Genomic DNA, 26320 nt, shown 5'->3' with positions numbered 1-26320 from the left:
CGGCCGGAGGCCGGCCCGCCCAACCCGTGTCGGAGGACTTTTGGCCACTCTCCATCCTGCGCTCTTTCGCACCGCGCTCCCGCCGGATTGCTGACCGGAACGGGTGTGCACACGCGAAGAACCCGACCGTGAGCGGGTCGGATTCTTCGACGCGGGGAATGAAAGCGGCGCTCACGCGCCACCTTCCGTGAACCGCCAGACGGGGATGCCGAGTCGTTGAGCCTTGTCGGCCAGGTTCTCGGTGATGCCGGAGCCGGGGAAGACGATCAGTCCGTAGGGCATGACCGAGAGCAGCTGATCGTTTCGCCGGAACGGGGCGGCCTTCGCATGCCGGTTCCAGTCCGGCTTGAAAGCGATCTGCGTGACCTTGCGGTTCTCGGCCCAGCAGGCGGCGATCCGCTCGGCGCCGCGTGGGCTGCCGCCATGCAGCAGCACCATGTCCGGGTGCTTCTCGCGGGCTTTATCCAGCGCGTCCCAGATCCGGTCGTGATCGTTGCAGTCGAGGCCGCCGGCGAAGGCGATCCTGGTGCCGGCTGGCACCAGCACCTCGGTCTCGGCGCGACGGCGCGCGGCGAGGAAGTCGCGGCTGTCGATCACCGCCGCCGTCATCGCCTGATGGGAGACCTTGGAGCCGGTGCGCGGCCGCCACGCCGAGCCGGTCTGTGCTTCGTAGAGGTCGGCGGCCTCGTCGCGCATGATTTCGAGGACGTTGCGGCGCTCGATATAGGTGATGCCTTCGGCCGTGAGCCGTTCCAGCTCGACGGACTTCACCTCCGAGCCATCCTGCTCGCGTTGGCTCGACCGCTGCGCCTCCTCGTTGCGGTCGAGGCTGCGGCCGACGCGTTCGGCCGCGCGATGGAAGACGTTGGTGAAGGACCAGAGCAGGTCGTCGAGGTCGGGTTCGAGCCTGGTGTCGCCGAGCATGCCGGCGAAGGTCTCGACGATCCCGGCCAGGCCGGCCCGGATCACGCTCTCGTCGGGGAGCGGACGGGGATCGGGCTCGTCCTGATGTGGACGATGGCCGTACATCTGCAGTTCGAGGATGACGCGGTCGGTCGGCGAGGAGGCGTGGTAGGGCTCGTAGGCGTCGTCGAAGGGAAGCTCGTAGGTCATGGCGTGTCTCCGTCGGTTGTGGCCGCGCTATAGCGGCCTGACAGCGCATCCCGGCCGCGCTCCGGGCGCGGCCGCACCGAAGGCCGGAGCGAAGCGGAGGACGGCGCAGCCGTTGCGGCCGTGACCGGGGGGTGGCAGGGATCGCCTCTCAGGCAGGCCGCGGGCGCGGCCTTTCCGGCGGACTGCGCGCCCATGGTTGCGAGACTTCCGGTGATGCCGCCCTACCCGCCTGTAGCCCCTTGACCGCTCATCCCGACGTCAGGAACTGACGGGCATCTTCCGGGGCGAGCTGATCGCTGAGCCATGCCGCGAGATGGGTCGCACCGCGATGGCGCAGATCGTCGTTGAAGTCGCCGAGCTGCGGGCGAAGCACTATAGCGAGAATGCCGGCCTCGCCTGCGCGCCGGCTGAGCCGCTCAATGCCATGTCGGCCGGCAGCGTCGGCATCGGCCGCGATGTAGAGGCGGCGGCAGTCGGGCGGGAAGGACAGGCCGGCAAGATGATTGGCCGAGGTCGCGGCGGCCACCGGCAGTGCCGGCATCACGACGCGGAGCGAGGCCATCGTCTCCAAACCCTCGCCGGCGACCATGACCGAAATTGATGCGCCAGGCTCTATGCCGAGCCAGATGGCGTTGCCTAGAAGATTGCCGAGCGAGCGGCGCGGATCGGCAACCGGCGCCTTTCCGTTGCCGTTCGAATCCAACCAGGTGCGTTGCAGGCCGGTGACGCGTCCGTCGAGGGAAGTGACGGCCGCGATCAACGCGGGGAGGGTCTGCGTCTCGCCGGTGACAAGATCGCGGTAGTAGCAGCCGGGGTGGAAGCGCAAGGCGCGTTCACGCGCGGCGAGCAGGATGCCGCGGCAAGCAAGATAGCGTTCGGCCAGCGTGCCGGCGATCGGCTGCGACATGGCGAACAGGCGACGCGCGGCGTCGGGTGAGCCGCGTGCCGCGGCTGGCTGGCGCTCCGCGCCGGAGTCTTGCGCCGGCGGTCGCGGCATGGCGAGGAAGCGGCGCGCCTCGTCCGCGACATCGCGGAACTCGATAAGCCCGCAGCTTTCGCGAATGACATCGAGGAGATCGCCGAACTCGGACGTCGCCTCGTCCACCCACTTGCCCGCCGGGCCTTTAGCGTTGCTTCTCAACCGCACATGCATGGAGCGGCCGCGCGTGTTGCGCACGTCACCGACGATCCAGTGATTGCCCGAACGATGGCCGTTAGAGAGATATTCGCGGCACACCGCCTCGGCATGATCGCCAAGACGGCGCGCCAGCTCGGAGGCCGAGCCGGTCATGATCGCCTCCTATCAAGCCGCCGCCGTGCGGTCGGTGACGCCGGTGAGCCGGTGGCGATCGAGAAGCGATGCGAGCATCGCGGAGCCTTGCTCAGCCGTCGGGATGAACAGCCTGAGCTTCCAGGAGATGATCTCCGCGATCAGGCCCAATGCCTTCAGGCGCGGCACCATGGCGTCGGTGAAGCCGATCAGCTCGACGCGGTAGTCGTTCATGACGCGGCTGCGGCGCAGGACCAGGCCATCGGCAAGCTGCAGGCCGATCCGTCCCTCCACAAGTCCGGTCCAGGCCTCCTCCGGCGCCAGTGTCGGGACATTGTCGATGCCGAGATTGCGCAACATGGTGGCGACCAGCGTCGGCGCGATGTGACGGCCGATGATGCGTTCTCCGGCATCGGTCTGGATCCGGTAGACCTGGCAATCATGGTCCGGCAGCCGCCGCCAGATCGGCAGCAACAGGCCGGTGACGATGTGGAAGGTGCTGGTCGTGAATTCCGGAACGGCGGTGACTTCTGCCTGCCACAGCTCGCAGAACAGCCTTCGGTCGGCGGGCTGCCAATGAGTTTCGGCAAGGGCATCGAGACCGAAGCGCAGCTCGTCGGTCGGCCGCAGCAGGCGCACCCGGTGCTCTATCGTCCCGTCGTCGAGCATCAGACTTGCCGTCGGCAGCTGGATCGCCGCGCGGCTTGACCGCGCGTTGACCAGGAGAACCGACTGCGGTTCCGCGCGTGCGATCGCCAGTGCTTCGGACAGGCCGAGCGGGCGGATGCGATCCTTGCGTGCCACGGTCAGCACATGAGACTGCGCGCCGGAGACCGGATGCGTGTAGACTGTGCGGCGATCGGTTACGATGATGCTTTCCGCCGTGATCGTCTCCAGCCCCTTGTCATAATTGCCCGCGGCGATGGCGCCTTCTATTCTTGCCGTCATCAGCTGCTCGAACACTTCGAACAGCAGGTTCTGGGTTTCGATGCGCAGCGCCAGCAGCCGGTTGAGCCAGGTCGTGATCGGCGGCAGCTCGTCGCGCAGACCGCCTTCTTCCGTGGTGAGAGACAGCCCGGTGACCGCCTCGAAGGTCGTCAGCGAGCAGCCCTCGATCTTGCCCTGGTGCAGCAGATGGTAGAACTGACGTAGCGCCGCACGGGCGTAGGGGCTTTCGAGATTGTCCTCGGACCGGAACAGCCCTGCCCCGCCGGTCTGACGCTGGCCGCGGGTGATCGCACCAAGCGTGTCAAGCCGTCGGGCAATGGTCGACAGGAAACGTTTGCCGGCCTTCACATTGGCGGCCATCGGTCGGAACAGTGGCGGCTGCGCCTGGTTGGTCCGGTGCGTCCGGCCGAGTCCCTGGATGGCGTTGTCGGCGCGCCAGCCGGCTTCGAGCAGATAGTGCTTGCGCAGTCTCTGGTTTTTCGCGCCGAGATCGGCGTGGTAGGAGCGGCCGGTGCCGCCGGCATCGGAAAAGACCAGTACAGTCTTGACGTCATCCATAAAACTTTGAGTCTCTGCGAGATTGGCCGAGCCGGGCCGGTTCTCGACGGCGAGCCGGTCGATGCCGTCGCGACCGGTCTTTTTGACGATGCGGCGCGAGCGACCGGTAACCTCGGCGACGGTGTCGGTGCCGAAATGGTGGAGGATCTGGTCGAGTGCGCTGCCGACGGGCGGCAGCGAGGCCAGCTTCTCGATCATCTCGTCGCGGCGGCGCACAGCCTCGCGGCACTGCACGGCATTGCCTTCTGCGTCATGCACAGGGCGTGAATAGACGTTGCCATCGGCATCGGAATATTCCTCGAAGAGCTGGGTCGGGAAGGAATGCATCAGATACCCGAGCACAAATTCGCGCGGGGTCACGTCGACGTGGAGGTCGGACCATTCCTCTGCCGGGATCTCGGCCAGCCGCCGTTCCATCAGCGCCTCGCCGGTCGAGACGATCTGCACGACCGCCGAATGACCGTCGGCGCGGTCCTGCTCGATCGCGCCGATCAGGGTCGGCGTCATCATCGAGGTGATGAGATGACTAAAGAAACGCTGCTTGGTGCTTTCGAAAGCCGAGCGTGCTGCGGCTTTGGCATTGCGGTTCAGCGTGCCGGTCTCGCTGGTGATATTGGCGGCCTCGAGCGCGGCGGTCAAATTGTTGTGGATGACCTGAAAGGCGTCCGCATAGGCGTTGTAGATGCGGATCTGCTCTTCCGTCAGTTCGTGCTCGAGCAGGTCGTATTCGACGCCGTCATAGGAGAGCGATCGCGACGTGTAGAGGCCGAGCGATTTGAGATCGCGGGCGAGCACCTCCATGGCGGCGACGCCGCCATCCTCGATTGCCGCGACGAACTCGGCGCGGTTGGCGAAGGGAAAATCCTCGCTGCCCCAAATCCCGAGCCGCTGGGCATAGGCCAGATTCTCGACGGCGGTTGCGCCGGTCGCGGAGACATAGACGACACGGGCGTCGGGTAGCGCATGCTGAAGCCTGAGGCCCGCCTTGCCCTGCTGTGAGGGTGCCACATCGCCATGTTCGCTTTTGCCTCCGGCGGCGTTGGCCATGGCGTGGGCTTCGTCGAATACTATGACGCCATCAAAAGACTTACTTGTTCCTATCGCGCCTCCGGCGCTCCCCGCCTCTTGGCTCACCCAATCAATGATCTGCGCAATGCGAGACTTCTTGCCGTCGCGCTCCTGCGAGCGCAGCGTCGCATAGGTCGTGAACAGGATGCCTTCGGCAAGGCGGATCGGCGTGCCCTGCCGATAGCGCGAGAGCGGCTGGACGAGAAGCCGTTCCTGCCCGAGGGCAGCCCAATCGCGCTGTGCGTCTTCCAGCAGCTTGTCGGACTTCGAGATCCAGATTGCGCGCCGACGGCCCTGCAGCCAGTTGTCGAGGATGATGCCGGCGACTTGTCGCCCCTTGCCGCAGCCGGTGCCGTCTCCCAGAAACCAGCCACGGCGAAAGCGAACAGCATTCTCTGCGCCGTCGGGAGCGGCCGCGACGACGTCGCAGGTTTCATCCACCGTCCAGGCGCCGGCGAGATGGTCGGAATGGGCTTCGCCGGCATAGATGACGCTCTCGATCTGGGCATCGGATAGCAGCCCTTCATCAATGATCGCATCAGGAAGGAGAGGCCGGTACGACGGTTTCGGCGGCGCGACAGCGGCCATCGCCGCCGACTGGACGAGCGGGCTCGGATGGGGTTTCGCACGCGGGATGTGAATCGACTGCAGCGCATAGCGCTCGTAGATCGTGTCAGTGAGGCGACCGCCCGCCTCGGGTATCCAGTCGCGCAGTTCATAGGAAAGAGGAACAGCTGATGTGCTGGCCGAGGTGGTCGGACGGACTGGCTTCGCCCGGGCGACAGGAAGAACTGGCCGCGTGCTCTTCGCGACAGCAGCCGATGCTGCGATCGGCGCAGCTCTGGCAGCAGAGCGCGCGGCCATGTGCGTGGCGGCATTCCGCAGGATTCCGTTCGACAGGGCGCCGATCGAATCCGGAAAGCCGCCCGGTGTGCGTGGCGGCAGGTCGGAAATCCAGGAGAGCAGTGTCTCGACATCGGTAGCCTTGCCCGGCGAGGCCGCGAATGCGGACGGATCGGACGCTGGCCTCTTGTCGATGATGGTCAGGCGGGTTTCCGCCGTCGTGCCGTGGCGGGCGTAGACGCGACCATCGATCGCTGCGGTGAAAACCACCCTGCCCTGCTGCTGGAGCCGCTCGAAGGCCGGCCGCCATTTGGGGTTTTCGGGCGAGAGCCCGGTGCCGGTTATGGCAACCAGGCGACCGCCAGCGCGCAGACGGGCAAACGCTGAAGAGACATGCCGCCATGCTGCATCGGCGACATGTCCGTCGACATAGGCGCCCACGGTGAAGGGCGGGTTCATCAACACCACGGATGGCTCGACGGCGACGTCGAGATGATCGTCGATATGGGCGGCGTCATGCCGAGAAACCGGAACGCGCGGGAACAACAGGCCGAGCAGATCGGCGCGTGTCGCGGCGATCTCGTTGAGCGCGAGCGGCGCCCGGGCAATCTCGGCATGGACGGCAAGAAGGCCGGTGCCGGCTGAAGGTTCGAGAACGAGGTCCGAAGAGGAAATCGCGGCAGCATGAGCGGTGACGAAGGCGAGCGGCAGTGGCGTGGATAACTGCTGCATGGCCTGGCTCTCGTCGGAGCGCCGCGTGTGAGTGGGGAGGAGTTCGGCGATGCGTTTCATCATCGCCAGCGCCGCCTGCGGCGAGGCCGATCGCGACAGGATCGCCGAGCCGAAGCGGCGCAGAAACAGGACCTGAGCGGCTTCCAGCGCCTCATAGGCGTCCTTCCAGACCCAGAAGCCTTGCGCATCGGTGCCGCCGAAGCTGTCGGTCATGGTCGCGCGCAGCGCTGCGGTGGTGACGGGCTTGCCCTGTTCCAGGACGGGAAGAAGCCGGGTGGCCGCCTGATGAATCGCCTGGGCGGTGTCGATGGTGCGGATCGCCGGCGCGGCAGGGGGAGCGACCGTCCGGGCGACGGTCGATGTGGTGGTGACGATGTTCATGGAGATGTCCTTCGAGCGAGAGTGTCCGCCCTGCCGGCGCGCTCTCTGCGCTCCGGCAAGGCCGCACTCCTCCCGGCCCCTCTCTCCCTCCAGCGATGTGGGCCGAAAGAACCGGCGAACGACTCTTGGACTGACGGCTAGGTGTCGCTGCTGTGCGGCGATCCGGGCCACGGCGGAACGTCCGGCGAGATGTCGCGTGCTTCAAGCGCGAAGCCTGCTAGAAGCGCGCGCAGGTCGGTCTCGCTCTGGATGTCATCGATCTTAAGTTGCGCCAGACGTAAAATTAGCGCCGCTGTCTTTGGAAACAGGGGGCGCGCGCCGTCGAATTCGATCGCCTCGGCGATTTCATCACGGCCCTCCATATCGACGCGATCGATATAGGAAATGAGCCCTTCACGGCGCTCATCGGCTTCGATGGATTCCGGATAGCTCGCCGAGAGCATCATCTCACTGGCAAGCTGCGGGGCCGCGGCAATCGCGTCAGCGTCGTTGCCGGCATCGATTGTCATACTGTCCCAGCAGCGAAGCCAGAAGCGGAGCTTGACGACATATTCGGTCATTGCCCGATCTCCCCTGTGCCGCGTGAAGTCGCGCGAACGCAGGGCTCAGCTGGCGCAGCCGTGGCGGTGTTTTCCAAGATTTCCAGTACGACGGCGTCGTCATCGAGTTTGTACGCAAGCGCACGGGAGAGAAGAAGGATGGCGTGCTCTTCCGGCAACCCGGGCCAAGTTTCTGTGACGACACGCAGGATGACGGCGCGATCGCGCGGGAAGGCATATGCGTTGATTGCCCATTTGATCAGGCCTGGAGCATGAACGAGCGGGCTCGATCCGAGTCGATATGTCGGCATGTGAACCTCCTGAGGGTTGGGCGGAGCGATCGCTATTTTTGCTCGTTGGAGTCTCGGCGTTCCTCGATGATCGCCCTGGCTTTTTCGACCGCTGCCATCGCCTTTGGCAACCAGCGTTCGAACTCCACCTGCGAAACGCCCATGGGTCGTGCGACGAAAGCGAGCTGGTCGAGCAGCTCAGAGAAATGATCGGCCTTGCGTTGGATGGTCTCGTCGAAATGCGACGGTACTGGGATCTCCTTGCCCTCATAGGCGGCGCCGCCGCCTTTCCAGATGCCCGTGACATAGGTGGGGCCGGCGCACTCATAGTCGGGCAGTTCACTCGACCAGTCGTCATCCTCGATGGCGAGGCGACATGCTTCTTCGGGCGTGGCGGCGTCGTAGACTCGATGTCGGTAGTACGGCATGCGGTAGGTGGTTTCGATCGTGAACCTTGACATGGTCTTGCTCCAGTCATGGAAAAGCGATGCCCGACGCAAGCGCCGGGCAGGGAAGGGAAGTCGGGGACTCGGTCCGGTTCCAGTCGGCGCGCCGAAACCGGCGATCGGTGATGTCGTCCTGATCGATTTAGTTTCTAGCTAGGTGATCAGGACGGTGCGGAAAGGAGGGATTTCGGCCGGTCGGGCACGGTCGACGACGAAGACCTCATCCGCATTAGCTTCGAAAAGCATCAGGATGCGATCGCCGACCGCGACGAATTCATTGATCCAGTGACGGTCGGTATCGCGGTATTTTTCAGCGCGATCGGGCGGCACGTAGACGATGGTAAAATGCGACAGCGTCTCGCCCGTCGGTGCCGCATAGAAGTATTCCTTCACCTCGATCACGACACCCCCGGTGCCGTAGGAGGTCGAGACCGTATCGCCGGGCCAAACCAGATCGGCGACGGTCGGGGAGCCGGGCGGTGTGCGCCGGTATCGGCACCTGTCCGGAGCTCCAAGGTCGGCAGTGTAAGCGGAGTGCGCCTCCCAGGTCGGCTCGTCCGCCTGTCGCGGCGGCTTACGATGGTTTCGCATCGTTGCCCCCTCTCTTCTTCGATCGTGCGTGGACTGCCGGCATGAGGCTGTCGATCTCTTCGTCGGTCAGATCCTCCAGAAGCTTGAGGGTCGTGCCCTGCCCGACGGTGTAAACAAGGATGGTCCGCTTGCCATGATGCTCCAGTGGCCAGGCATTGGGGTTAGTCTCGCCAGCGATGCCCCTGAAGTCCGCATGTGTGGCGGACCAGATCGCCTCGAGCTTTTCCTCGCGCGTCATGCTGTCGACCGCACCCGTCTCATGCGCGATGATCGCTGCCCGCATGGCATCGGGGCTGCGTTTGTCGGAGAGATCGCAGAAGCCGTGGAACCACCGTTCGCGGCCGCGGATCCTGATCGCGAAGAAGACGCTGGTGACATTGCCGGCCTTGTATTCGGACATGCCGAACATGCCGGTTCGCTGGAAGAGCGGCGGCAGAAGTCCGAGCATGAAGTGGTATTCGCTGGCCGAAATCTCGAACCACTCCGACGCATACGGCACGCCGGACAGGGGATCGACACCCGGCGTATCGCTGTGACGATCGAATAGGGCAAACATCTGCGACCGGGTCGCAACGCCCTCGAACACCTTTCGGAACGGGGGATGGGTGGACATGACATGTCTCCGGAATAGCCGGGCCTCCCGCCGCGCGGGGGTGCTACGGCGAGAGAGGGTCGGCGGTGGGGAATCGTGGGGCTGCTTCAGGCGGCGCGGCGATCGGCGGGCTGTGCTGCTTCGCGCCCGATACCGGTGATGGCGCGGACGGCGGCCGCGAGCGCCGGAACGTCGTCGAGCATGGCGAGCGCTACGAAGTGATTGGCTCCGCCGGTATAATCCTTGCGGCCCTTGCAGGTGCGGATCAGGATGCCGTGGCCGGAGGACATGGCGAACTGACCAACCTGGATGTATACCCGGTCATGGTGCAGGGTAATTTCGCCGGAAACGGCGATACCCGCCTTGTTCGAACGCAGGTCAAAGCTGCCAGGCGGCAGCGCCAGTTCTGCAGCGAGTTTCTTCAGCCGCGAGCGGGCGGTCGTGTGAAAGCGTCTTTTCTGCTGCTCGTCATAGGAGCAACTTCTGGTCCAGTCGAACATGTCGATCTCCATGAAACGGAACAGGCCCGGCGATCACTCGCGCGATCCCGGGCCTGTCGGTGGTTGGTTTATTCGGTGTAGAAGTCAGGCTGCCGCGCGGCCCTCGATGATGTCGGCGCCGACTTCGTCGGCTGAGACCTCTTCGAGATAGGCTCGGCTATACCGGTTGTTCGCGAGCCAGCGTTCGGCCGCCTCGCGGTCCCGGGCGAGATGCACCAGCTCCGGGCTGTCGCCGAGATCCTGCAGTACGCGGACCATGCCGATCGCCGGACGTTCGACGACGCAGGTTGCTCTCTACGGAGTAGGTGCGACGGACTGAGATGACGACAACGCCGCCCTCTCCGAAATCGCCCTCATGCAGGGTAAAATATGCTGGCGAGCTGTAGGTCGCGCGCGTTCGCGGCGGCTCCTTCTTCACCAGGCGGCCGGTGCCATTGCGGCTCTCCCAGGCGGAGAGCTTCTTTCTGAAACGGGCCAGCGGCTTTGGTGTTGAATCAAAGTATCGGATGACGCTCCCCAACGGGGCGGAATCGTAAACGATGTGGGCTGACATGCGGATCTCCATGTCGGAATACATAAAGGGCCCGGCGGGGATGCCGGGCCCGGTGCGAAGCAGGAGGCCGTTTACTCGGCGGCCTCTAGCTGGTCTGTTTCCTCGTCGGCGACGGTCGGTTCCTCGGACGCTGCGTCGGCGAGGAAGGCCGGCAGCTCGGCGGCATCGCCGTCAAGAGCCGTCTCGTCCGCGGTGACGGTCTCGCCGGCGTCGACTGACGAGTCGTCACCAGCGAGGCGCAGCGGCTCGGGCAGCCAGTTCGACCCTTCGAGAAGGCGAGCGGCCTCACGGGCCATCAAGTCCTTCTTCATGTGGTCGATCAGTTGCGCGGAGTCCTCGCCGCGGGCCTCGCGCACCGCCTGGACGATCCTGGCCTTGGTGACGCGGCCGAGATAGTTGTCGACGGTCGGTTCCCAGCCGGCGGTGACCATGTCGAAGCCGAGCGTCGCGGCGAGCGCATCGGCATGGGCCAGCGCACCCGGACGCTTGTTCCAGGGCTCGACCACGGCGTTGAGCGAGAGGGACGCGCAGTGCGCGAACAGCGCCTTGCGGCTCGCTTCGTCGAGGCCGAGCAGGAAGTCCCAGAGCTTGTCGCTGTCTGGCATATCCCTATCCCATGCCTCGTGACGCTCCGCGATCTCCTTGGCCCAAGCAGTCTCAGCAAGGCCCTGGACCTGGCCAAAACTGTTGCTCGCAAAAGTGACCTCGAGGCAGCTGTCCTTGGCGAAGCGGTAGAACACCTGCAGCACGAGGGCATGGAGAACGGCGACGAAGGCGACGTCGACGTCGCTCGCCAGCGCGTTGCGCAGCGCCAGCGTCTTCTGCGCGGTGAGGTCGAAGACAAGCCGTTCCGGCAGAGGCTTGATGCCTTCTTCCTCGGGCTCCTCGGTCGCTTCGGATCCGCCGTTCGTGGACCGGCCGTTCACGACGACGCCATTGGCGCCGTTCTCGTCGAACTGCGACGCGTCGCGAGCCCTGCCGTCGGCCTCCTCGTCATCGTCCACCTCGACGCGGGGTTCATCCTCGGGACGAACGAAGCCGGCTTCTACCTGCAACTGGCCGTTGGCGCCGAGCGTGACGAACGCCCCGGCAATGGCCTTCTGCGCCGGATCGTAGACCTGGGGACGATCGCCAAAACCGTCGAGCTCGGCGCCGAGCTGATCGAGCCTGTCCTCGATCTCCTGGTCGGCGTCTTCCATCTCGGCATATTTGGCGTCGAGCGCATCGTACTCCGCCTTCACCGCGTCGTGGCGGGCAATCTCCTCTGCGCTCATTTCCGCGGGTTCAGCATAGACCCGCCGCATGCCGGAGGTGTGGCCATAGGGGAAGCTGATCGCCGCCTCGACCCACTTCCATCCGTCGGCGCGGATGGTCTCGGCGTCGATCTTCAGCCTGTCGAAGACCAGTTGCTCGAGCAGTGCCGCATCCTGGAACCAGCCGCCGGAATCCTGCTCGAACAGGTCGCGCAGGATGACGCCGCCAGCAGCTTCGTATGCCTCGGCGCCGACATAGACCGCACGGCGATCATCGGCGCGAACCGTGGTCTCCGTCAGCAGGCGCCGGATGTAATAGGGCTCCTGCATGTGCGGATTGCCGGAGATGCGTTCCCAGACCTGCTCCTGGCGGGCATGGTCGTTGGAGATCGAGAACGCCATGATCTGGTCGAGGCGGATTTCGTCCTTCTCGTAAAGCTCAAGCAGCTTTGGCGATACCGAGGCAAGCCTCAGGCGCTGCTTGACGGTGGCTGCCGATACGAAGAAGCGGGCGGCGATCTCTTGGATGTCGAGACTCTGCTCCTTCAGTGCCTTGAACGCGCGGAACTGGTCGAGTGGATGCAGGTTCTCGCGATGCACGTTCTCGGCAAGCGAGTCCTCCTCGGCCGACGTCGTTCCGCTGCGATTGACGATGCAGGGGATCGGCTCGTTCTTCGCCAAGCGCTTCTGCTTGACGAGAATGCCGAGCGCGAGATAGCGGCGGCCGCCGGCGGGCACTTCATAGGTGCCGGTCTCCTCGCCGTCTCCAGCGAGAACGGGACGGACGTTCAGGCTCTGCAAGAGCTTGCGCCGACCGATGTCCTCGGCGAGTTGCTCGATGGTGACGCCGTCCTTCACCCGGCGGACATTCTGCTGCGACAGGACCAGCTTGTCGTAGGCGATGTTCTCCGAGGGGTTCATTGCGATCTTCTGAATGGCGCTTTTTGCCATGGTCAGGGTCTCCATGACGGGCGGCCCGGGAACTCTCCCCGAACCTCCAAACCCGTCAGGAACCCTCTCCTCCGCCCTCTGCCTCTCGCCGCCGCCGCGCCGGCGCAAGCCGGTGGCCTCAATGCGGTTCGGCGACATCGACTCGTCCAGCCTTGCACAGCGCGTCGAGCATGCGGGCATGGTCCATGAGGATGTGGATGAGCGCCTGGCGATCGACGGTGACCGTCTTGCTGGTGCTGCGCGTACGATCGTGCCGCTCGTGCAGGGTCTCGAACTCGGCAAGAGTGGTGTAGAGCTGGAGAATGGGGCGACCGCTCATGGCGCGGTCCTCGGTTCGGCCGGTGCGGACATGGCTCCGACGCCTGGGATGTCGCCGTCAGCATCAAGCTCGGTTGCAAGCCAGGTGCGGATCCCAACCGGATTGAAGAACTTGACCACCGGGACATGATCGCGATCGCTCTGGCGGCCGTTGGCGAGGAACTGTCCGCGCTGGTCAGCTGTCAGCAGCGGCATTTGGATCTTGGCAGTATCGTGCATGGGTGGCGCTCCATGACGGACGATCGAAAGCCCGCCTTCGGACCTCGTGGTCCGTCACGACGAAAGGCGCCGCCCTCGTGGTTGTGGGGACGGCGCCTTGAAGTGGCGATGAGAGGGACGCCGGCATGCGGTATGTAGATCGCCGGCCTGGGCGGGGATCAGTGGACGAGGTCGAGGAGCTTCTTGGCTTTGCCTTCCATTTCGAGCCGCACATCCTGATGCTGCTTGTCGCGCGCAACGCGCGTGATGCCTTGGACGAAGTCGAACACCGATGCCGGCGGATGGCCTTCGTCGGTGAGCACAGCATCGATAATCTTCGTGGTTTCGCCTTTCGAGAAGCCGCGCTTGCGCAGGAATGTCGTCCGATCATCGTCGTTGCGGGCAACAACGCGCTCGCGCGCTGCCTTGATGCCGTTGACGAAGGGCATGGGCGAGGATTCCGCGAACTGGATCAGCGCCGGTTCGGCTTCCAGCGCAAAGCGCGAGGCGGCGTATTTGGAGTGACGGATGGTGATTTCCTGGAAATCCTCGACGCCCCACAGATTGCGATTTTGGCATACGGCTCGCAGGTAAAAGCTTGCGATTCCTAGGGTTTTCGAGCCGACCTCGCTGTTCCAGGCGTAGAATCCGCGGAAGTAGAGATCCGGTTCGCCGTTGGGCAACCGGCCGGCTTCGATGGGATTGAGGTCGTCGACCAGGAACACAAAGATGTCGCGGTCCGAGGCATAGAGCGTTGTCGTGTCCTTCGAGATATCGACGTTGGGGTTGTAGAAGCCTGTTGACCAGTCGAGTACGCCCGGTACCTTCCAGCGCGTGTCGCCGGTGCCGTTGCCGGCGATCTTTTGAACGGCGTCGATCAGTTCTGAGTCGAATATTCTGCCGTAATCTGGACCTGTAATGGCTCGAAGCTCCAGACGGCCGTTCTCGATCTCGAGCGTTTTTACTTGCTCGGCGCGGTGCGTGGATAGGCCATACTGCAGATTGATCCCGGCAAGCGCGGCTGGCAGCTGGCGCAGATAAGTCGTAGGCGCACCGACCAGGCTGGCGAGTTGGCCAAAGCTCCAGTGTGTCGGCGTAACCGGCATATTGCCATCCGGGAGCATGAGGGTGAGCCGCTCGGGATTGTCGCGGGATGCTTCGACGCGGATCGCCTCGCTTTCCACGATGCGCGTCTTGCTGCGTTCGGACCGCCGCTTCACAGCACTGTTGAGGTCGGTGAGCGACAGGTAACGGTCGTCGTCAGGCCGGTTGAACCATTCCGATGACACGCGCCCGATACGCTGGCCGCGGCTGACATCGACCTTGTAACCATTGGGCGTCGTGCGTGACGGCGCCAGAATCTCCATATGGGTCATGATCTTTCTCCGCGACGGGTGCCGGGAGCCTCTCTCCTGGCCTCGACCCGCCATCGCATCCCGGCCTCCCCTCTGCCTCTCCAGCGCCGGCCAATGCCGGAAGGGCACCAACGCCGCGATCGCTCATGCCATAGGAACATCAATTATCTGCACCAAGGCCTCGGCTGCGTCAGTCATTCGTTGCAAAAGGCAAACTCGGCGACTGCCCTGCTCTGGGTCGCACGATTATCCAAGCGAGCGGGTTGCGCTTGTTGCAAAGGCGTGACTCAATGGGCTCACAGGGATGCGGCGGCGACCTGGAGCTTTGGAGGTGATGCGGCGGTTCAGGATTTGTGGTTCGCTCTATAGGGAGGATGCACCTGAGCTTCAGGAAGCTCTGACGATCGCTTATCAACGGCACGAGCGGCCGTTGTGCATGTGCCGGGGCGACGGTCTGCCCATGTACATCGCGCGCATGGGCGGCCTTTACGTGATCAAGCGCATGCCGCTCAGCGGCGACGAGCACGATCCCTCATGTGCGTCTTACGAGTCGCCATACGACCTTTCGGGTCTTGGCGCCCTGATGGGCAGCGCCATACAACTCGACCCGCAGACCGGGATGGCGGCGCTGAAGCTGGATTTCAGCCTGTCGAAGATCGGCAGTCGCGCGGCCTCGCCGCAGGCTGGTCCGGGCTCAGACAGCGTTTCGAGTGAGGCGAAAAAACTGTCGTTGCGCGGGCTGCTGCATTATCTGTGGCACGAGGCGGAGCTGACGGTCTGGACATCGCTTTGGGCGGGAAAACGTCATTGGTGGAATGTGCAGTGGCACCTGCGTGAGGCTGCAAAGCAGATGGTCGTTAAGGGTCGCCCGCTGGCCGAGACGCTGTATGTGCCGGAGGCATTCCGAGCCGAGAAAAAAGACGTGATCGAAAGGCGTCGCGCTGAAGCGCTGGCGCCGCTGGCGACTTCGGGATCGGGTCCACGCAAGCTGATGATCCTTGTCGGCGAGGTGAAGGAGTTCGAGCCGGCTCGCGTTGGTCAAAAGCTGGTCATTCGCCACGTGCCGGGCTTTCCGTTCATGGTCGAGGATGACCTGCATCGTCGCCTGCGGACGCGCTTCGAACGGGAATTTTCGTTGTGGGAGGCGGACGACCGCTCCCATCTTATCGCTATTGCCACGTTTGGGGTCAATGCGGCGGGGCTTGCGGTGATCGAGGAGATCGCAGTGATGGTCGTGAATGAGAACTGGATACCGTACGACTCCGTTCACGAACGGAAGCTGGTCGACGTCCTCGCAAGGATGAGGGACAAGAGCATCAAGGGATTGCGATATAACCTGCCGGCGGAGCAGCCGATCGCCAACGCGATGATACAGCGCCTCGGTCAGTCGATTGCGCTCTACATCGTGCCGGCTGGAGTCGACAACAAATTTGAGCTGATGCTGAACGACATGATCGAGGCGCGCCCGCAAATCGGTTCGTGGATCTGGCGCGTGAGTGACGGCGAGATGCCGTCACTACAACTGTAGCGGCCGCCTTAAGCGGCCGCGACAGGGCCGCCGCAAGCGCCTCGACGAGTTGAAGACTGGAGACGGGCCCGGCCTACCTGTCCACCTGAAAAGACAGGTCAGCTGAGAGCTGGTTCGCCTGGAGCTGCTGCTTGAACAGATTCAAATCTGTAGAGCCGAACGCAATGCGCTCCTTCGGTCTCAGGTCAAGAAAGCAACCAGCCTCACGAAATGCTCTGGGCATAAAGGGAATTGGCGTTGAGGTCGCCACGATTTGTGGACGGAGGCACAATATTGCCATTTCGATAATCCCCGGCGGATCGCCTCCTACGCGGGTATTGCCCCTACGCCGTGGCAAAGCGGTTCAATCGATCGGGAACAAGTCGAAGGCCGGCAATCCCCGCCTCCGGGTCACGCTTGTACAGACGGCTTGGCTCTGGTTGAGGCATCAGCCGAATTCAGCGCTCTCCAAGTGGTTTCGCGAGGTCGTCGGAAGAAATCAACGATCGTGGCGCTGGCGCGAAAATTGCTCGTGGCACTTTGGAAGTACGTGACATCAGGTGTGGTGATGGAAGGCGTCATCACAAACAAATCCTGATCAGTTCTGGCAGATCCAGGTCGACGAACCGGGGGTGCGCATGGCTAACCGCCGTTTTGCTAGAATGGTCTCGTCGTCCTGAGCCTGGCCGCCGTATGCGGGATATTGGTGCAGCCGAATTTTAAGGGCGACCGGATGTGAGGTTGATGGGCTCAGCTGTGAGCCGTGTCTTGGAATTGGCTCAGACCTGGATTCTAAAATTTCCGGAGGTTAGCATGCAGCATTGACAACAAAGGTCCCATGTGAGCGGACCCCCCCTGAGGGTTGATCGTGGAAGATCCGGAACAGGACCAGGAAAGCCATCGCAGAAGAGCGGGGTTGGGTTGCTCCTCATGGACAGCGCCGGTGCATGCCGATCTTGCGAACTGGATGAACGCCGAGGCTCTGTGCCGCAGCTGGCTGGTTGTTCAGGTGAGCTTGTTGCCGCGAACCCGCGAACCCATGCGATCCTCAGAGGTCGCAACCACGACACGGCCCGAAGACGCCAAGCCAACGGCGCCTGCTCAGCCGCGCACCCGAATTGCGACGCCTTGAAAGCAGAACCGCGCTCGCTGCTGGCCCGACGGAGCTAGCGCGCAATCGCTCGGCTTACGCCAGGCGCGATCATGGCGCTGGCGGATCGCAATGGAGAGAAGAAGCGACGCAATGCGCGTCGTAAATTCTCAATCGCCGCGCAGGATTTTTGCTTCAAGCGCCGCTGCGACGAAAGCTCGGCGGGCGGCCGGTGGATGGCTCTCACCGCGCAACACGCGCAGACACGCGTCCATCGCTGCCTTGCGCTTTTTCGTTTCACGCGTGAGATCCCGCAGCAAGATCGTGGCCGCGTCATTGACATCGAACACGACGCGCTCCGCGGCGTGGCGGCTTACCTGGACCACGACCGGCCGCTCAAATCTGCTCAACTCACCGTTCCCCCAAAGTCGTGCGGCAAGGTCCGCTCGGCCCAGCTTTATGCCTCACCCGAGGTGACAGAGGCGAACCCGAAAGCCCAACTCGATCGCTCGGCGGCTATCCGATCGCCATAAGCACTGTCATCCCGGCTTTCCGGAATTACCAGCGATGATGGAGATTCTTCCGCCCTTGTCCGCGCTCGGTGAAAATCTGAACGGAATACCCCCAAGCTTGGCTACAATCCACCCGTCCCTACGCGCGCCGCTTCTTGCAGGCGGCGATCCACTGCATGGCAGAGATTGGATCTTCGAGGATGGCGACCTGCCTGGCGAAATCGATAAAAGCATGCTGCGCGGCGGTCACGGGCTTGTGCCCATCCTCTGCGTCATAGCAAGCCCGAAGAGCGGTCTGGTGGGTCAGATCTTTTTGATCCTCAGGCCAGTCGTTGAGGAAATCGATGGCGTCCTCGAGGCTCGCAATCTCTTGGACGATGTAGGTCGCACGCTTCACGAAAATAGGGCTCCCGAACTCCTCTGCATCCATGCGCTCCTCCCACTTGGCGAACCCCTGCTTTGCACGAGCATTCCGCTCGGCAACCATCGCAATGTGCTGTCCGGACCGAGACGGTTCAAGGGGCTGGATCGAATATTTCTCCTTGGCGCAGGTGCCTAGGGGAGGTTGCGGGATCAGGGCATTAAGATGCGCGGCGCAGGTTGATTTTCGAGGCCGTCAAAGGCGGCGAAACGAAACCCATTCTGCTCGAAAGCAGTTTCATGAACCGCAAAACCCCTCGGCGGGTCCGACCGATTTTTTTGCCGGAAGCTGTCGGCATCAGGGTAGAACCATCGTGTGCCTCGGCCCGCAATTTGGGACCCAGTGCTACGGGAGCCCTGACTTTGATTGCATTCTGTGGCTGCCTTCATTAATAAAACCGATCCGCCGCCGTTTATCAAAGCAGGAGCATTGCGTGACAGAAGAAGCCGAAAACAATACTGACGCCCTCATCGAGCTTACCGCCGAAGTCGTGTCGGCCTATGTGTCGAACAATCCACTCCCGGTAGGTGAGCTTCCGGCCCTGATCGACCACGTGCATGCCGCGTTGCAGGGCACGATGGGCGGTCCGGCCGCCAAGCCCGAGGAGCTCAAGCCTGCAGTCCCGATCAGGAAGTCGGTCACGCCGGACTATATCATCAGCCTGGAGGACGGAAAGAAGTTCAAGTCGCTGAAGCGGCATCTTGCGACCCACTATGGTCTGACGCCCGAAGAATACCGGGCGAAATGGAGACTATCGGCAGACTATCCGATGGTTGCCCCGAACTATGCCGCCGCGCGCTCAGCTTTGGCGAAGACCATGGGCCTCGGCAGAAAACCCAATGAGACCCAACAGGCCGCACCGGTAAAGAGGAGCCGCAAAAAGGCGGCCGCCTGATCGTCCCGCTTGCTTGTTGGCCAGGTGCCGTTTGAAAGGCGGGATCTCCCGGCTTCGGCATCTCTGCGATCCACAGCGAACTCGCCTACGTCCCGCAGCGCTGACATGATCGTGGAGAAGGCCTCCTTGTGTCTGCCGGACCTCGGGACGGCTCGTCGAGTTGCCAGCCTTCAAAGGGTGAGAGCTCAGCATGGCTGCAGGGGGCTACCGGACAATAACGATGCTGCCCGGCTGATCCGACAGGGGAAGCCGAAGGTCCTCAAGGCGCATAGTGTAGATTTTCTGTGCCAGCGTGGTTTGGCAGCAAAGCCTGCGGTTCTTTTGGTTAACCGAATACAAGGCGGAGGGCCAACGGGGCATAATTGCGAAAACCTGGATCAGGTTAGCTCGGCGATGACCTAAGGGAAGATCGCGTTTTCACTATCTTCGAATTTCCAAAACCCTTGGCTTCCCAACTGGGCTGTCCAAATTTGCGGTTGAAATTTACTTTTTCAGAATTGTTCGGTGTTAGGGGACCGACCAATACGCAGCTGACTACTCTAGCGCGGGGGAGTGTAAGAGTGATGCAGCGTCTGTCTGCCGCAAGGCTCGGCGACCTCCTGGCGGGAGACCTGCGTGCTTTTGGCGGGCCCTCAACGATCGAACCGCTTGCCGGCCGCATCAGGGCGGAGCAGGTCAGTATCGTGCTTCGCAGCACGCTTCTTGGCATGGCTGCGAACATACTCAATGCGGCCACTTTTGTTATCGCGGTCTGGGGCTCGCCCGACCAGACGAAAGCCATCCTCTGGGCGAGTGTGATCATCGCCGCCGCTGGGTTCGTAGGCCTAAGAGCGAGATCATCGTTTCAGTCAGTCAAACCAAGGTCAGTGTCTCGCCGGACAACGCAAAACCTGGTGCGAAACGCCTTCCTGTTCGGCACTTGGTGGGGTGCACTTCCCGTTCTGTTCTTCGGAGGAGCAACGAGTGCCGCCCAGGTTGTCATTACCTGCCTGAGCGCTGGCATGATCGCAGGCGGTGCCGCTTCTTTTTCCACGATTCCTATTGCGGCCGTCGCGTATACGCTGCCGATCTTCGTCGGTTCGGCGGTTGCGATTGTGTGGCTGGATGGAGCCGTCAATGTGCCCGTCGCAATCCTGATGGTGAGCTACGCCGTCACGCTGTTTCGTGCCGTGCTTGCTCACGCGTCCGAATTTACCCGACGCTTCATTCTGCAAGCGGAAAGCGAAAATGCCATTCGCAGGGATGTTCTAACGAGTTTGCCAAACCGGTTCAGCTTCAACGAGCGGCTGGAAAACGCGTTGGTGGACGCAAAGCAGTTTGACCAGCACTTTGCGTTACTCTTGTTCGATCTTAACAATTTCGACGAGGTGAACGATCGCTTTGGCCGCGCAACAGCGGATGCCCTTTTGGTCGAAGTGGCTGCGAGACTTCGGAAATCGACGCGGGAGAGCGATGGCATCGCGAGATTGGAGGGCGACGAATTTGCTATAATCGTCACGTGCGATATTAGGCCAGATCAAATCAGGTCCTTAGCCAAACAGATCATCGATGGCATGCGCACCCCTTTCATGATTGAAGCACGCGAAATATATTGCAGGGCCTCTATCGGTATCGCTTTGACGCCCACTGACGGTTTGGATGCCAACCAACTCCTGCGCTGCGTCGACACCGCGCTACAAAGGGCCAAGACGCTGGGGACGGGCTCCATCCAGTTTTTCAGCGCAAACGACGATGAAGCTGCCACAAGGCGCCATGCCCTTGAACGCGATCTGGCATCTGCGCTCGCCAGTGACCAGCTTTGGCTTGCATTTCAACCCTTTCTCGATCTCGGGAGCGATCGCATCCGAGGTTTTGAAGCGCTTCTGCGGTGGCAGCATCCGACCCTTGGCGCAATCCCTCCCTCGGAGTTCATACCTATCGCCGAAGAAACGGGTTTGATTCACTCCATCGGACACTGGGCTGTCAAAACGGCTTGTTCGGCGGCTGCGCGCTGGCCGCGCGACTTGCGGGTCTCCGTCAACTTGTCGGCAGTGCAGCTTAAGAACAAGGCCTTGCTAGATGGAATTTTAGAGACCTTGGCTGAAGCCGGTTTGGAGCCCCGGAGACTGGAGGTCGAGATTACAGAAAATGTTCTGATTTCGAATTTTGAAGAAACAATTTCGTTATTACAATCGTTAAGTTCGTTATCCGTAACAGTTGCTCTTGACGATTTTGGTACCGGCTATTCATCGCTGACTTATCTTCGTAAATTGCCTCTTTCGCGGCTCAAGATCGACCGATCTTTTGTTCAGGATATGCTCACCGATGCGGACTGCGCCGCGATTGTGAGATCATTGGTTGAGTTGGCGCATGAGCTTCGAATTGAGGTAACGGCCGAAGGCGTCGAAACTCCCGACCAGCTCGACTGTCTGCGCCGCGTCGGATGTGATGAAGCTCAGGGCTATTTAATCGGGAAACCTGTCCGGATTGACGACATTCCTGGCATTGCTGCGAAGCCGTTTGGTCAGAAGCAGGTACTCGAATAGCAAGACCGGCACCTTGGCGGCGATGGTCTGGTTGTCTCGAATCTCGACGGGGACGGCCGCCTTGCTCAGGTAGGCTGAAGGCCGCAAATCCTTGTGCAAGCACTGGCAGTAGCCCTGTGACGAAGCATCACGTCGGTCGAGCGGCGCCGGCGCTGGTTTCGGGAGGAGAAGGCGCGGGTGTTCGCGGCGACGTTTGAGGCAGTGGCCAGGCGCGGGGTACGTCGAGACGGCATTGCGTCGAGATTTAGCAGATTTGAGAAGCGGGTCGTGTTCGGGTTAGCCGCCATAGCTCAGAGCGCATCGTGTTCAATGTTAGTGATGCTGCCGCTATCCTGCCGCATGATCTTCATCGTCAGACCGAGAAAACGGAAAGGCAGCGATGGACGCCTGTCTGCAGGGTATTGCGTGGTGAGGCCCATCCACCAGCTGCTCGAAAAGCTTTCGATGCAGCCGCGCTTGAAGCAATGATTATGCGCAGCGATTAACCCTTGCGCTGGATCTCGATCTCGGCCGACGACATCGTCGACCGCAAGCGCCAGCTCGAAGCGCATTTTCCGCTTAAGCGCTTTATTCAAGTTTTGGCCGTAGATTCTGGGATGTGCCGCTCGTCGCCGCCTCAATCATTCTTGGTGGGCTGTTCGGCGCGACCGCATTGCCGGTTGCCACCTGTGGCCGCATTCGTCGGAGGCAAAAGAGTTTCTCTCAATTTTGCCAGCCGCCACGGTTCAGTCGAGATTACATGCGAGACGGCCGATAACGGAAAGCAAAGGCTCGCAAAAAATGAGTAGAGTGGCTGGATCAGTTGAAGATTTGGCTGCGCCGACGACGTTTGCGCCCCTCATGCAGCCGACCTTTCGTTCGATCTGGCTCGCTACCCAGGTCTCTTCTCTCGGCTGGTTGATGCAGACTGTCGCCATCAGCTGGCTGATGGCGACGATCTCGACTTCCGATCTGATGGTTGCGCTGGTCCAGGCTTCATCGAACCTGCCCGCTTTCATCTTGTCCGTCTTCGCCGGAGCCCTCGCCGATAATTTCAGCCGTCGCAGGGTCATGTTCGCCGGCCGCTGCCTGATGGTGATAGGATCTGCGATGCTGACCGCTGTTGTGGCGCTCGGCTTTGTCAGTCCGTGGATGATCCTCGGCTTCAGCTTCCTGATCGCATGCGGGGGTGCTCTTCACGATCCCGCCTGGCAGGCCTCGGTTGGCGATATCGTCGACCGCCGCGATGTCCCGGCTGCCGTGACCCTGCTCTCCGTCGGCTTCAACACGGTCCGGACCGTGGGCCCGGCGCTCGGCGGCATCGTGGTTGCCTCGTTTGGGCTTTTGGCAGCTTTTACCGTGACCACACTCACCTATCTGGTTCCTTTGGGCACGATATGGCGCTGCAGGTGGAAGGTTCGCTCTTCGCCTCTCCCGCGCGAGTCGATGAGGACGGCGATCTATGACGGGCTGCGCTTCACGGCGATGTCTTCGGAAATCAAGGCGGCGATCGCACGCGGAACCCTGTTTGGCCTGGCAAGCATCGCCATTCTCGCACTGCTGCCGCTGGTAGTCCGCGATCATCTGGGAGGCGGACCGCTCGCCTATGGCACGCTCATGGCAGGCTTCGGGACGGGCGCCGTCTTCGCCGGCATCTCCAACGGCACATTCAGACGGAGCTTGTCGCAAGAACGTCTGATGAAGCTCGCGTGCGTCGCCTGCGCGGCCTGCTCCCTCTCCCTTGCACTGACCTCTTCGATTCCGGTGGCCGCACTTGCGCTCGCCTTGGGCGGCGCCGGCTGGGTCACCGCCTGGTCCGGGGTTGGCGTGAGTGTGCAGCTGGCGAGCCCGCGCTGGGTCGTGGGACGCACGATTTCGATCTACTATGCATTGATAGATGGCGGCATCGCGGCCGGCAGCTGGGTATGGGGCACGGTCTCCCAAAGCCATTCCCTGACGTGGGCGCTGGAGGGTTCCGCTGGAGCGCTACTTCTCGTCGCTGCAGCTGGCATTCTGTTTCCTCTACGCGAGCGCCGCGAGTCCGAGCCCGATCCCTTGGAGGAATTCGACGCCCCAGCTGTCGCTCTCAATTTGAAGCCGAGAAGCGGTCCTATCGTGGTCAAGGTCGAATATCGGATAGCCGAGAAAAATGTCGAGGCCTTCCTCGAGTTCATGCGGCAGCGCAGGCATATCCACAGCCGCGTCGGTGCTCGGAACTGGACGCTTCAGCGCAACCTGCAGAAGCCCATGCAATGGACAGAGACATTCCGCACGCCGACCTGGACGGACTACCTTCGCCTCAACCATCGTCTCACGGAAGTAGACAAGGAATTGGACGAGCGTGTCTCCCGGTTGCAGGCGGGAGAGGCAGCGCCTCAAATGACGCTTTCGATTGAGCGGCCGACCAGCACGCCTCGTAAACGCGCAATCCTCCCACTTCCCCGTCATTGAAGCCTGACCGTCACGTCTAGGCACCAGCGATTGCTAATGTTGGTACTGCTAATGGTCGTGGCGAACGCGGAACAACCACCGGGATTCGATGGTCAGCGGCGCAGATGTACAACAGGCTGTCTCGCGCGAGTGGGTACGCAATGTCCTGTTCCGCGACAGAAGCCAAAGACCAATTTCATCCGGTCAGGACGTGGCTCCTAACAGCCTCCCGGATGCGGATACCAATCGCGTGCTGGGTTGATGTGGAAAATGCGTGGACGACGGACACGATGGGCTTAGACGAACTTCGCAATCCCTCAAGCGCCGAGAGCACTATGAAGCAACAGCGATCCTTTGTCGTCGAGATCAGACAGAAGCGTGGCCTCGTAAAGCGGCCAGAGTCGATCTGGGCTGGCATCGACCTGGCCGCCATCACGAACGATGTCGCGAAAGCAAACACGAAAGGTGCGGTCGCTGAGGCGACGCGGCAAGCCGATTGGTCCTGGCGAAAATCTTTCCCAGCCCGTGTTCACCACCTCTGAAGAAGTGTCCCAGGCCAAGGAGATGACCGTGCCCGATGCATCGCCTCCGGAGCCACCAACGATCGAGAAAGCGCCGGTTCCGGATGCATCTCAGTCACCCACTGGAGACCGACGAACTCCGCAAGAAGCGGTGGCAGAAAGATGTTCCTCTGCCGCGAGGTGAACGATGGAAGCGGCGCCTGCCGTGGGCGCTGCGCCAGAGCCGGGCTGAGCGGTAGGTCGACTGTTCAACGGGCCAGAAGGAGAATAAAAGCGTGCCTGCGGCCCCCTCACTGGCATACCGCTCGCTCAAGACGATCCGTAAGCGCCAATGATGATCGATCAGAGCCTGCCCCGCACTCCGCTGACCACATGCCGGGCGCGCCCGAGGACGAGCGCGTGGCTGTGGCGCACAATCGTGTCCTCGACGTGCAATCGACCGCGGCGAGCGAGTCTTCAAGTGCCAGTGCGCCGGTCGCCAGAGCAGACCAACTGGCTCCTTCGTAACGAGCCGAACCCTTCAGGCCACCGCGTCCGGCGAACCGCTGGGCGATCGCCATCTGGTCGGCTCGAAGCACGTTGACGCAGAAATGCCGATGCTGGTTGATGGCTGCCCACGTTGACGAGTTCAGGTTGATGCTGACCACCATCACCTCGGGTTCGACAGACAAGGAATGGGCGGTGGTCGGTCCGCTTCGTTGACTGTCTCGCCGCGCTGTTTCGTCTCCTCGCGTTAGCGGAAGTTAAATTTCGAGCGTTTCAGCTTGCCGCAAATTAGGGTCTCGATGGCATGTTTGCATGACTTTTGGGGCGGGCAGGAAGACTGATGCGCGGACGGGGATGGATCAAGGCCTTGCGTCAGGATGAGGCGCGGCAGATGCGTGTGCGCATCGCGGAACTGGAGCGCAACCTCATGGCGACCACGCCACAGGGGCGCCATCGACGTTTTGAAGCCGGGAATGAACTTCGCATTGCGAAATTCCGCCTCGAGCGGCTCGAGGAATGCATCGCCGGAATAGCGGAAAAATGTGGGGCTTAGCGGATCTCGCCGCTCTCGAAATTGCCGCGCTCCGGCCGAACTGTGCCTCCGATGCTATGATCACAAAGCTGGTGGTTTGACGCCGGTCGAGAGCATCTCTTCAAGCAGCGCTGGGCGGCAGACGCGCAGGCGGCAGGATGAGTCTGCCTGGAGACAAACGCAAGGGGTTGGTTGGTGCGGACGAGGGGCAAACGCCTTCCGGAAAAGGGCTTTCCCTCCCACGCGTATCTTCCACAGGTAGGCAGCTGCACCCCGTGCGCCATCCTGCAGGACACAACTACCATAGCGAGGCAATCCCGGTTGAAGAGGCGTCGTTTGACTCGGAGATGTTCCTCTGGGGCATCGACCTCTTCATCATGGCTATTACTCGGAAGCCCATGAGTCTTGGGAGATCTGTGGCGCTCAAGCCATCGGCTTTCGGAAAGACCGGCGACGCTTCGTCTCAACGACTATTCCAGCCGTATTTTTCGCGTTGAAAGCGGCCGTTTGCTTCGGCTTCGGTTGGGGCGGGGCATCAGGCACCCTTGGCTCCGGCGTCTTCTTGGTCTCTTCCTTGTTCTTGCGGGCGCAAAGCAAAGCCTTGGCGCTCGCGGCCTCCGCATCCGATACCTCGCCGGCCGGCTCGCCATCAAGATCGACCCGCACAGCGCCAGCATTCAGTCCCGCCAAGTACCTGGGCATGCTGGTATAGGCGCGCAGGGCTCTCCTCAATTCATCATCTGACAGTTCGCCGTCCAGCACGCGAATGTCATGATGGATGCCGATCCTAAGCGGCATGGGCGCTTTCGGATTGAACGCCGCAGGCCACTTTGCCGATAGGTGCCGGAAAAGCTGTGCGGGCGATTTCCCTCGGTTGGGGGTCGTCATGATCAAGCCTCGCCCGATTTGTTTTGTTCCCAGTT

General features: G+C 62.2%; 22 protein-coding genes and 2 pseudogenes. 6 read left to right on the top strand and 18 right to left on the bottom strand.

Going from position 1 to position 26320, the window contains the following annotated elements:
• Nucleotides 1-171 precede the first annotated feature (171 nt).
• The 14 genes and pseudogenes from EJ070_RS19115 to EJ070_RS19050 form a co-directional block, all read right to left on the bottom strand.
• Nucleotides 172-1113: a DUF2493 domain-containing protein gene (locus EJ070_RS19115; protein ID WP_126092737.1), complete on the bottom strand. Its 942-nt coding sequence runs from the start codon at nucleotides 1111-1113 to the stop codon at nucleotides 172-174.
• 247 nt (nucleotides 1114-1360) lie between these two features.
• Complete coding sequence (locus EJ070_RS19110) at nucleotides 1361-2404, bottom strand: toprim domain-containing protein (protein WP_126092736.1); 1044 nt, start codon at nucleotides 2402-2404, stop codon at nucleotides 1361-1363.
• A gap of 12 nt (nucleotides 2405-2416) precedes the next feature.
• Nucleotides 2417-6913, bottom strand: coding sequence for a strawberry notch family protein (locus tag EJ070_RS19105; protein WP_126092735.1), 4497 nt, complete (start codon nucleotides 6911-6913; stop codon nucleotides 2417-2419).
• Between the two features lie 137 nt (nucleotides 6914-7050).
• The gene (locus EJ070_RS36335; RefSeq protein ID WP_189349943.1) at nucleotides 7051-7473 is read right to left on the bottom strand and encodes a hypothetical protein; all 423 of its coding nucleotides are present in this window, start codon (nucleotides 7471-7473) and stop codon (nucleotides 7051-7053) included.
• On the bottom strand, nucleotides 7470-7763 hold the full coding sequence (locus EJ070_RS19095) for a hypothetical protein (protein ID WP_189349941.1): 294 nt from the start codon (nucleotides 7761-7763) through the stop codon (nucleotides 7470-7472). The genes EJ070_RS36335 and EJ070_RS19095 overlap by 4 nt, the downstream gene beginning before the upstream one ends.
• A gap of 32 nt (nucleotides 7764-7795) precedes the next feature.
• A complete protein-coding gene (locus EJ070_RS19090; RefSeq protein ID WP_126092734.1) occupies nucleotides 7796-8203 on the bottom strand; it encodes a hypothetical protein in 408 nt (135 codons plus the stop codon).
• A 138-nt stretch (nucleotides 8204-8341) separates the two neighbouring features.
• Nucleotides 8342-8779 carry a hypothetical protein gene (locus tag EJ070_RS19085; RefSeq protein ID WP_126092733.1) on the bottom strand — a complete coding sequence of 146 codons (438 nt, stop codon included), beginning with the start codon at nucleotides 8777-8779 and terminating at the stop codon, nucleotides 8342-8344.
• On the bottom strand, nucleotides 8763-9392 hold the full coding sequence (locus EJ070_RS19080) for a DUF1419 domain-containing protein (protein ID WP_126092732.1): 630 nt from the start codon (nucleotides 9390-9392) through the stop codon (nucleotides 8763-8765). Before EJ070_RS19080 ends, EJ070_RS19085 begins: the two co-directional genes overlap by 17 nt.
• A gap of 86 nt (nucleotides 9393-9478) precedes the next feature.
• Nucleotides 9479-9871, bottom strand: coding sequence for a hypothetical protein (locus EJ070_RS19075; protein WP_189349939.1), 393 nt, complete (start codon nucleotides 9869-9871; stop codon nucleotides 9479-9481).
• 84 nt (nucleotides 9872-9955) lie between these two features.
• Nucleotides 9956-10424, bottom strand: a pseudogene (locus EJ070_RS19070) (hypothetical protein).
• 71 nt (nucleotides 10425-10495) lie between these two features.
• Complete coding sequence (locus tag EJ070_RS19065) at nucleotides 10496-12628, bottom strand: ParB/RepB/Spo0J family partition protein (protein ID WP_126092730.1); 2133 nt, start codon at nucleotides 12626-12628, stop codon at nucleotides 10496-10498.
• Nucleotides 12629-12746: 118 nt separating this feature from the next.
• Nucleotides 12747-12947 carry a hypothetical protein gene (locus EJ070_RS19060; protein WP_126092729.1) on the bottom strand — a complete coding sequence of 67 codons (201 nt, stop codon included), beginning with the start codon at nucleotides 12945-12947 and terminating at the stop codon, nucleotides 12747-12749.
• A gap of 47 nt (nucleotides 12948-12994) precedes the next feature.
• Nucleotides 12995-13141: pseudogene (locus EJ070_RS19055) on the bottom strand (DUF2958 domain-containing protein); the annotation flags it as partial.
• A 182-nt stretch (nucleotides 13142-13323) separates the two neighbouring features.
• Nucleotides 13324-14520, bottom strand: coding sequence for a DUF932 domain-containing protein (locus EJ070_RS19050; protein WP_126092728.1), 1197 nt, complete (start codon nucleotides 14518-14520; stop codon nucleotides 13324-13326).
• Between the two features lie 313 nt (nucleotides 14521-14833).
• Here EJ070_RS19050 and EJ070_RS19045 point away from each other — a divergent pair, with 313 nt between their 5' ends.
• Both EJ070_RS19045 and EJ070_RS37630 read left to right on the top strand, forming a co-directional pair.
• Nucleotides 14834-16027: a DUF1173 domain-containing protein gene (locus EJ070_RS19045; protein ID WP_126095818.1), complete on the top strand. Its 1194-nt coding sequence runs from the start codon at nucleotides 14834-14836 to the stop codon at nucleotides 16025-16027.
• 253 nt (nucleotides 16028-16280) lie between these two features.
• Entirely contained in the window at nucleotides 16281-16604 is a 324-nt protein-coding gene (locus tag EJ070_RS37630) for a transposase (RefSeq protein ID WP_348631416.1), read from the top strand.
• Nucleotides 16605-17266: 662 nt separating this feature from the next.
• Here the strand turns inward: EJ070_RS37630 and EJ070_RS19040 are convergent.
• Entirely contained in the window at nucleotides 17267-17446 is a 180-nt protein-coding gene (locus EJ070_RS19040) for a DUF982 domain-containing protein (protein WP_245464603.1), read from the bottom strand.
• Between the two features lie 301 nt (nucleotides 17447-17747).
• Nucleotides 17748-18038: a DUF982 domain-containing protein gene (locus EJ070_RS19035; RefSeq protein WP_126092726.1), complete on the bottom strand. Its 291-nt coding sequence runs from the start codon at nucleotides 18036-18038 to the stop codon at nucleotides 17748-17750.
• Nucleotides 18039-18462: 424 nt separating this feature from the next.
• Here EJ070_RS19035 and EJ070_RS19030 point away from each other — a divergent pair, with 424 nt between their 5' ends.
• The gene (locus tag EJ070_RS19030) at nucleotides 18463-18924 is read left to right on the top strand and encodes a MucR family transcriptional regulator (RefSeq protein WP_126092725.1); all 462 of its coding nucleotides are present in this window, start codon (nucleotides 18463-18465) and stop codon (nucleotides 18922-18924) included.
• A 563-nt stretch (nucleotides 18925-19487) separates the two neighbouring features.
• Nucleotides 19488-21449 carry an EAL domain-containing protein gene (locus tag EJ070_RS19025; RefSeq protein WP_126095817.1) on the top strand — a complete coding sequence of 654 codons (1962 nt, stop codon included), beginning with the start codon at nucleotides 19488-19490 and terminating at the stop codon, nucleotides 21447-21449.
• 290 nt (nucleotides 21450-21739) lie between these two features.
• Here EJ070_RS19025 and EJ070_RS37625 read toward each other — a convergent pair whose 3' ends face one another.
• Nucleotides 21740-22000 carry a hypothetical protein gene (locus EJ070_RS37625; RefSeq protein ID WP_189349937.1) on the bottom strand — a complete coding sequence of 87 codons (261 nt, stop codon included), beginning with the start codon at nucleotides 21998-22000 and terminating at the stop codon, nucleotides 21740-21742.
• A 229-nt stretch (nucleotides 22001-22229) separates the two neighbouring features.
• Between EJ070_RS37625 and EJ070_RS19015 the strand changes: the two genes are divergently transcribed.
• Both EJ070_RS19015 and EJ070_RS19005 read left to right on the top strand, forming a co-directional pair.
• The gene (locus tag EJ070_RS19015) at nucleotides 22230-23879 is read left to right on the top strand and encodes an MFS transporter (RefSeq protein WP_126092724.1); all 1650 of its coding nucleotides are present in this window, start codon (nucleotides 22230-22232) and stop codon (nucleotides 23877-23879) included.
• A 1326-nt stretch (nucleotides 23880-25205) separates the two neighbouring features.
• Nucleotides 25206-25418: a hypothetical protein gene (locus tag EJ070_RS19005; RefSeq protein WP_066991369.1), complete on the top strand. Its 213-nt coding sequence runs from the start codon at nucleotides 25206-25208 to the stop codon at nucleotides 25416-25418.
• A gap of 402 nt (nucleotides 25419-25820) precedes the next feature.
• Here the strand turns inward: EJ070_RS19005 and EJ070_RS19000 are convergent, their stop codons facing one another.
• Nucleotides 25821-26285 carry a ProQ/FinO family protein gene (locus EJ070_RS19000; protein WP_126092722.1) on the bottom strand — a complete coding sequence of 155 codons (465 nt, stop codon included), beginning with the start codon at nucleotides 26283-26285 and terminating at the stop codon, nucleotides 25821-25823.
• Between the last annotated feature and the right edge of the window lie 35 nt (nucleotides 26286-26320).

It is taken from the genome of Mesorhizobium sp. M1E.F.Ca.ET.045.02.1.1, assembly GCF_003952485.1.
Lineage (GTDB): Bacteria > Pseudomonadota > Alphaproteobacteria > Rhizobiales > Rhizobiaceae > Mesorhizobium.
The sequence above is the reverse complement of the archived record's forward strand: the minus strand, read 5'-3'. Positions and strand labels throughout refer to the sequence as shown.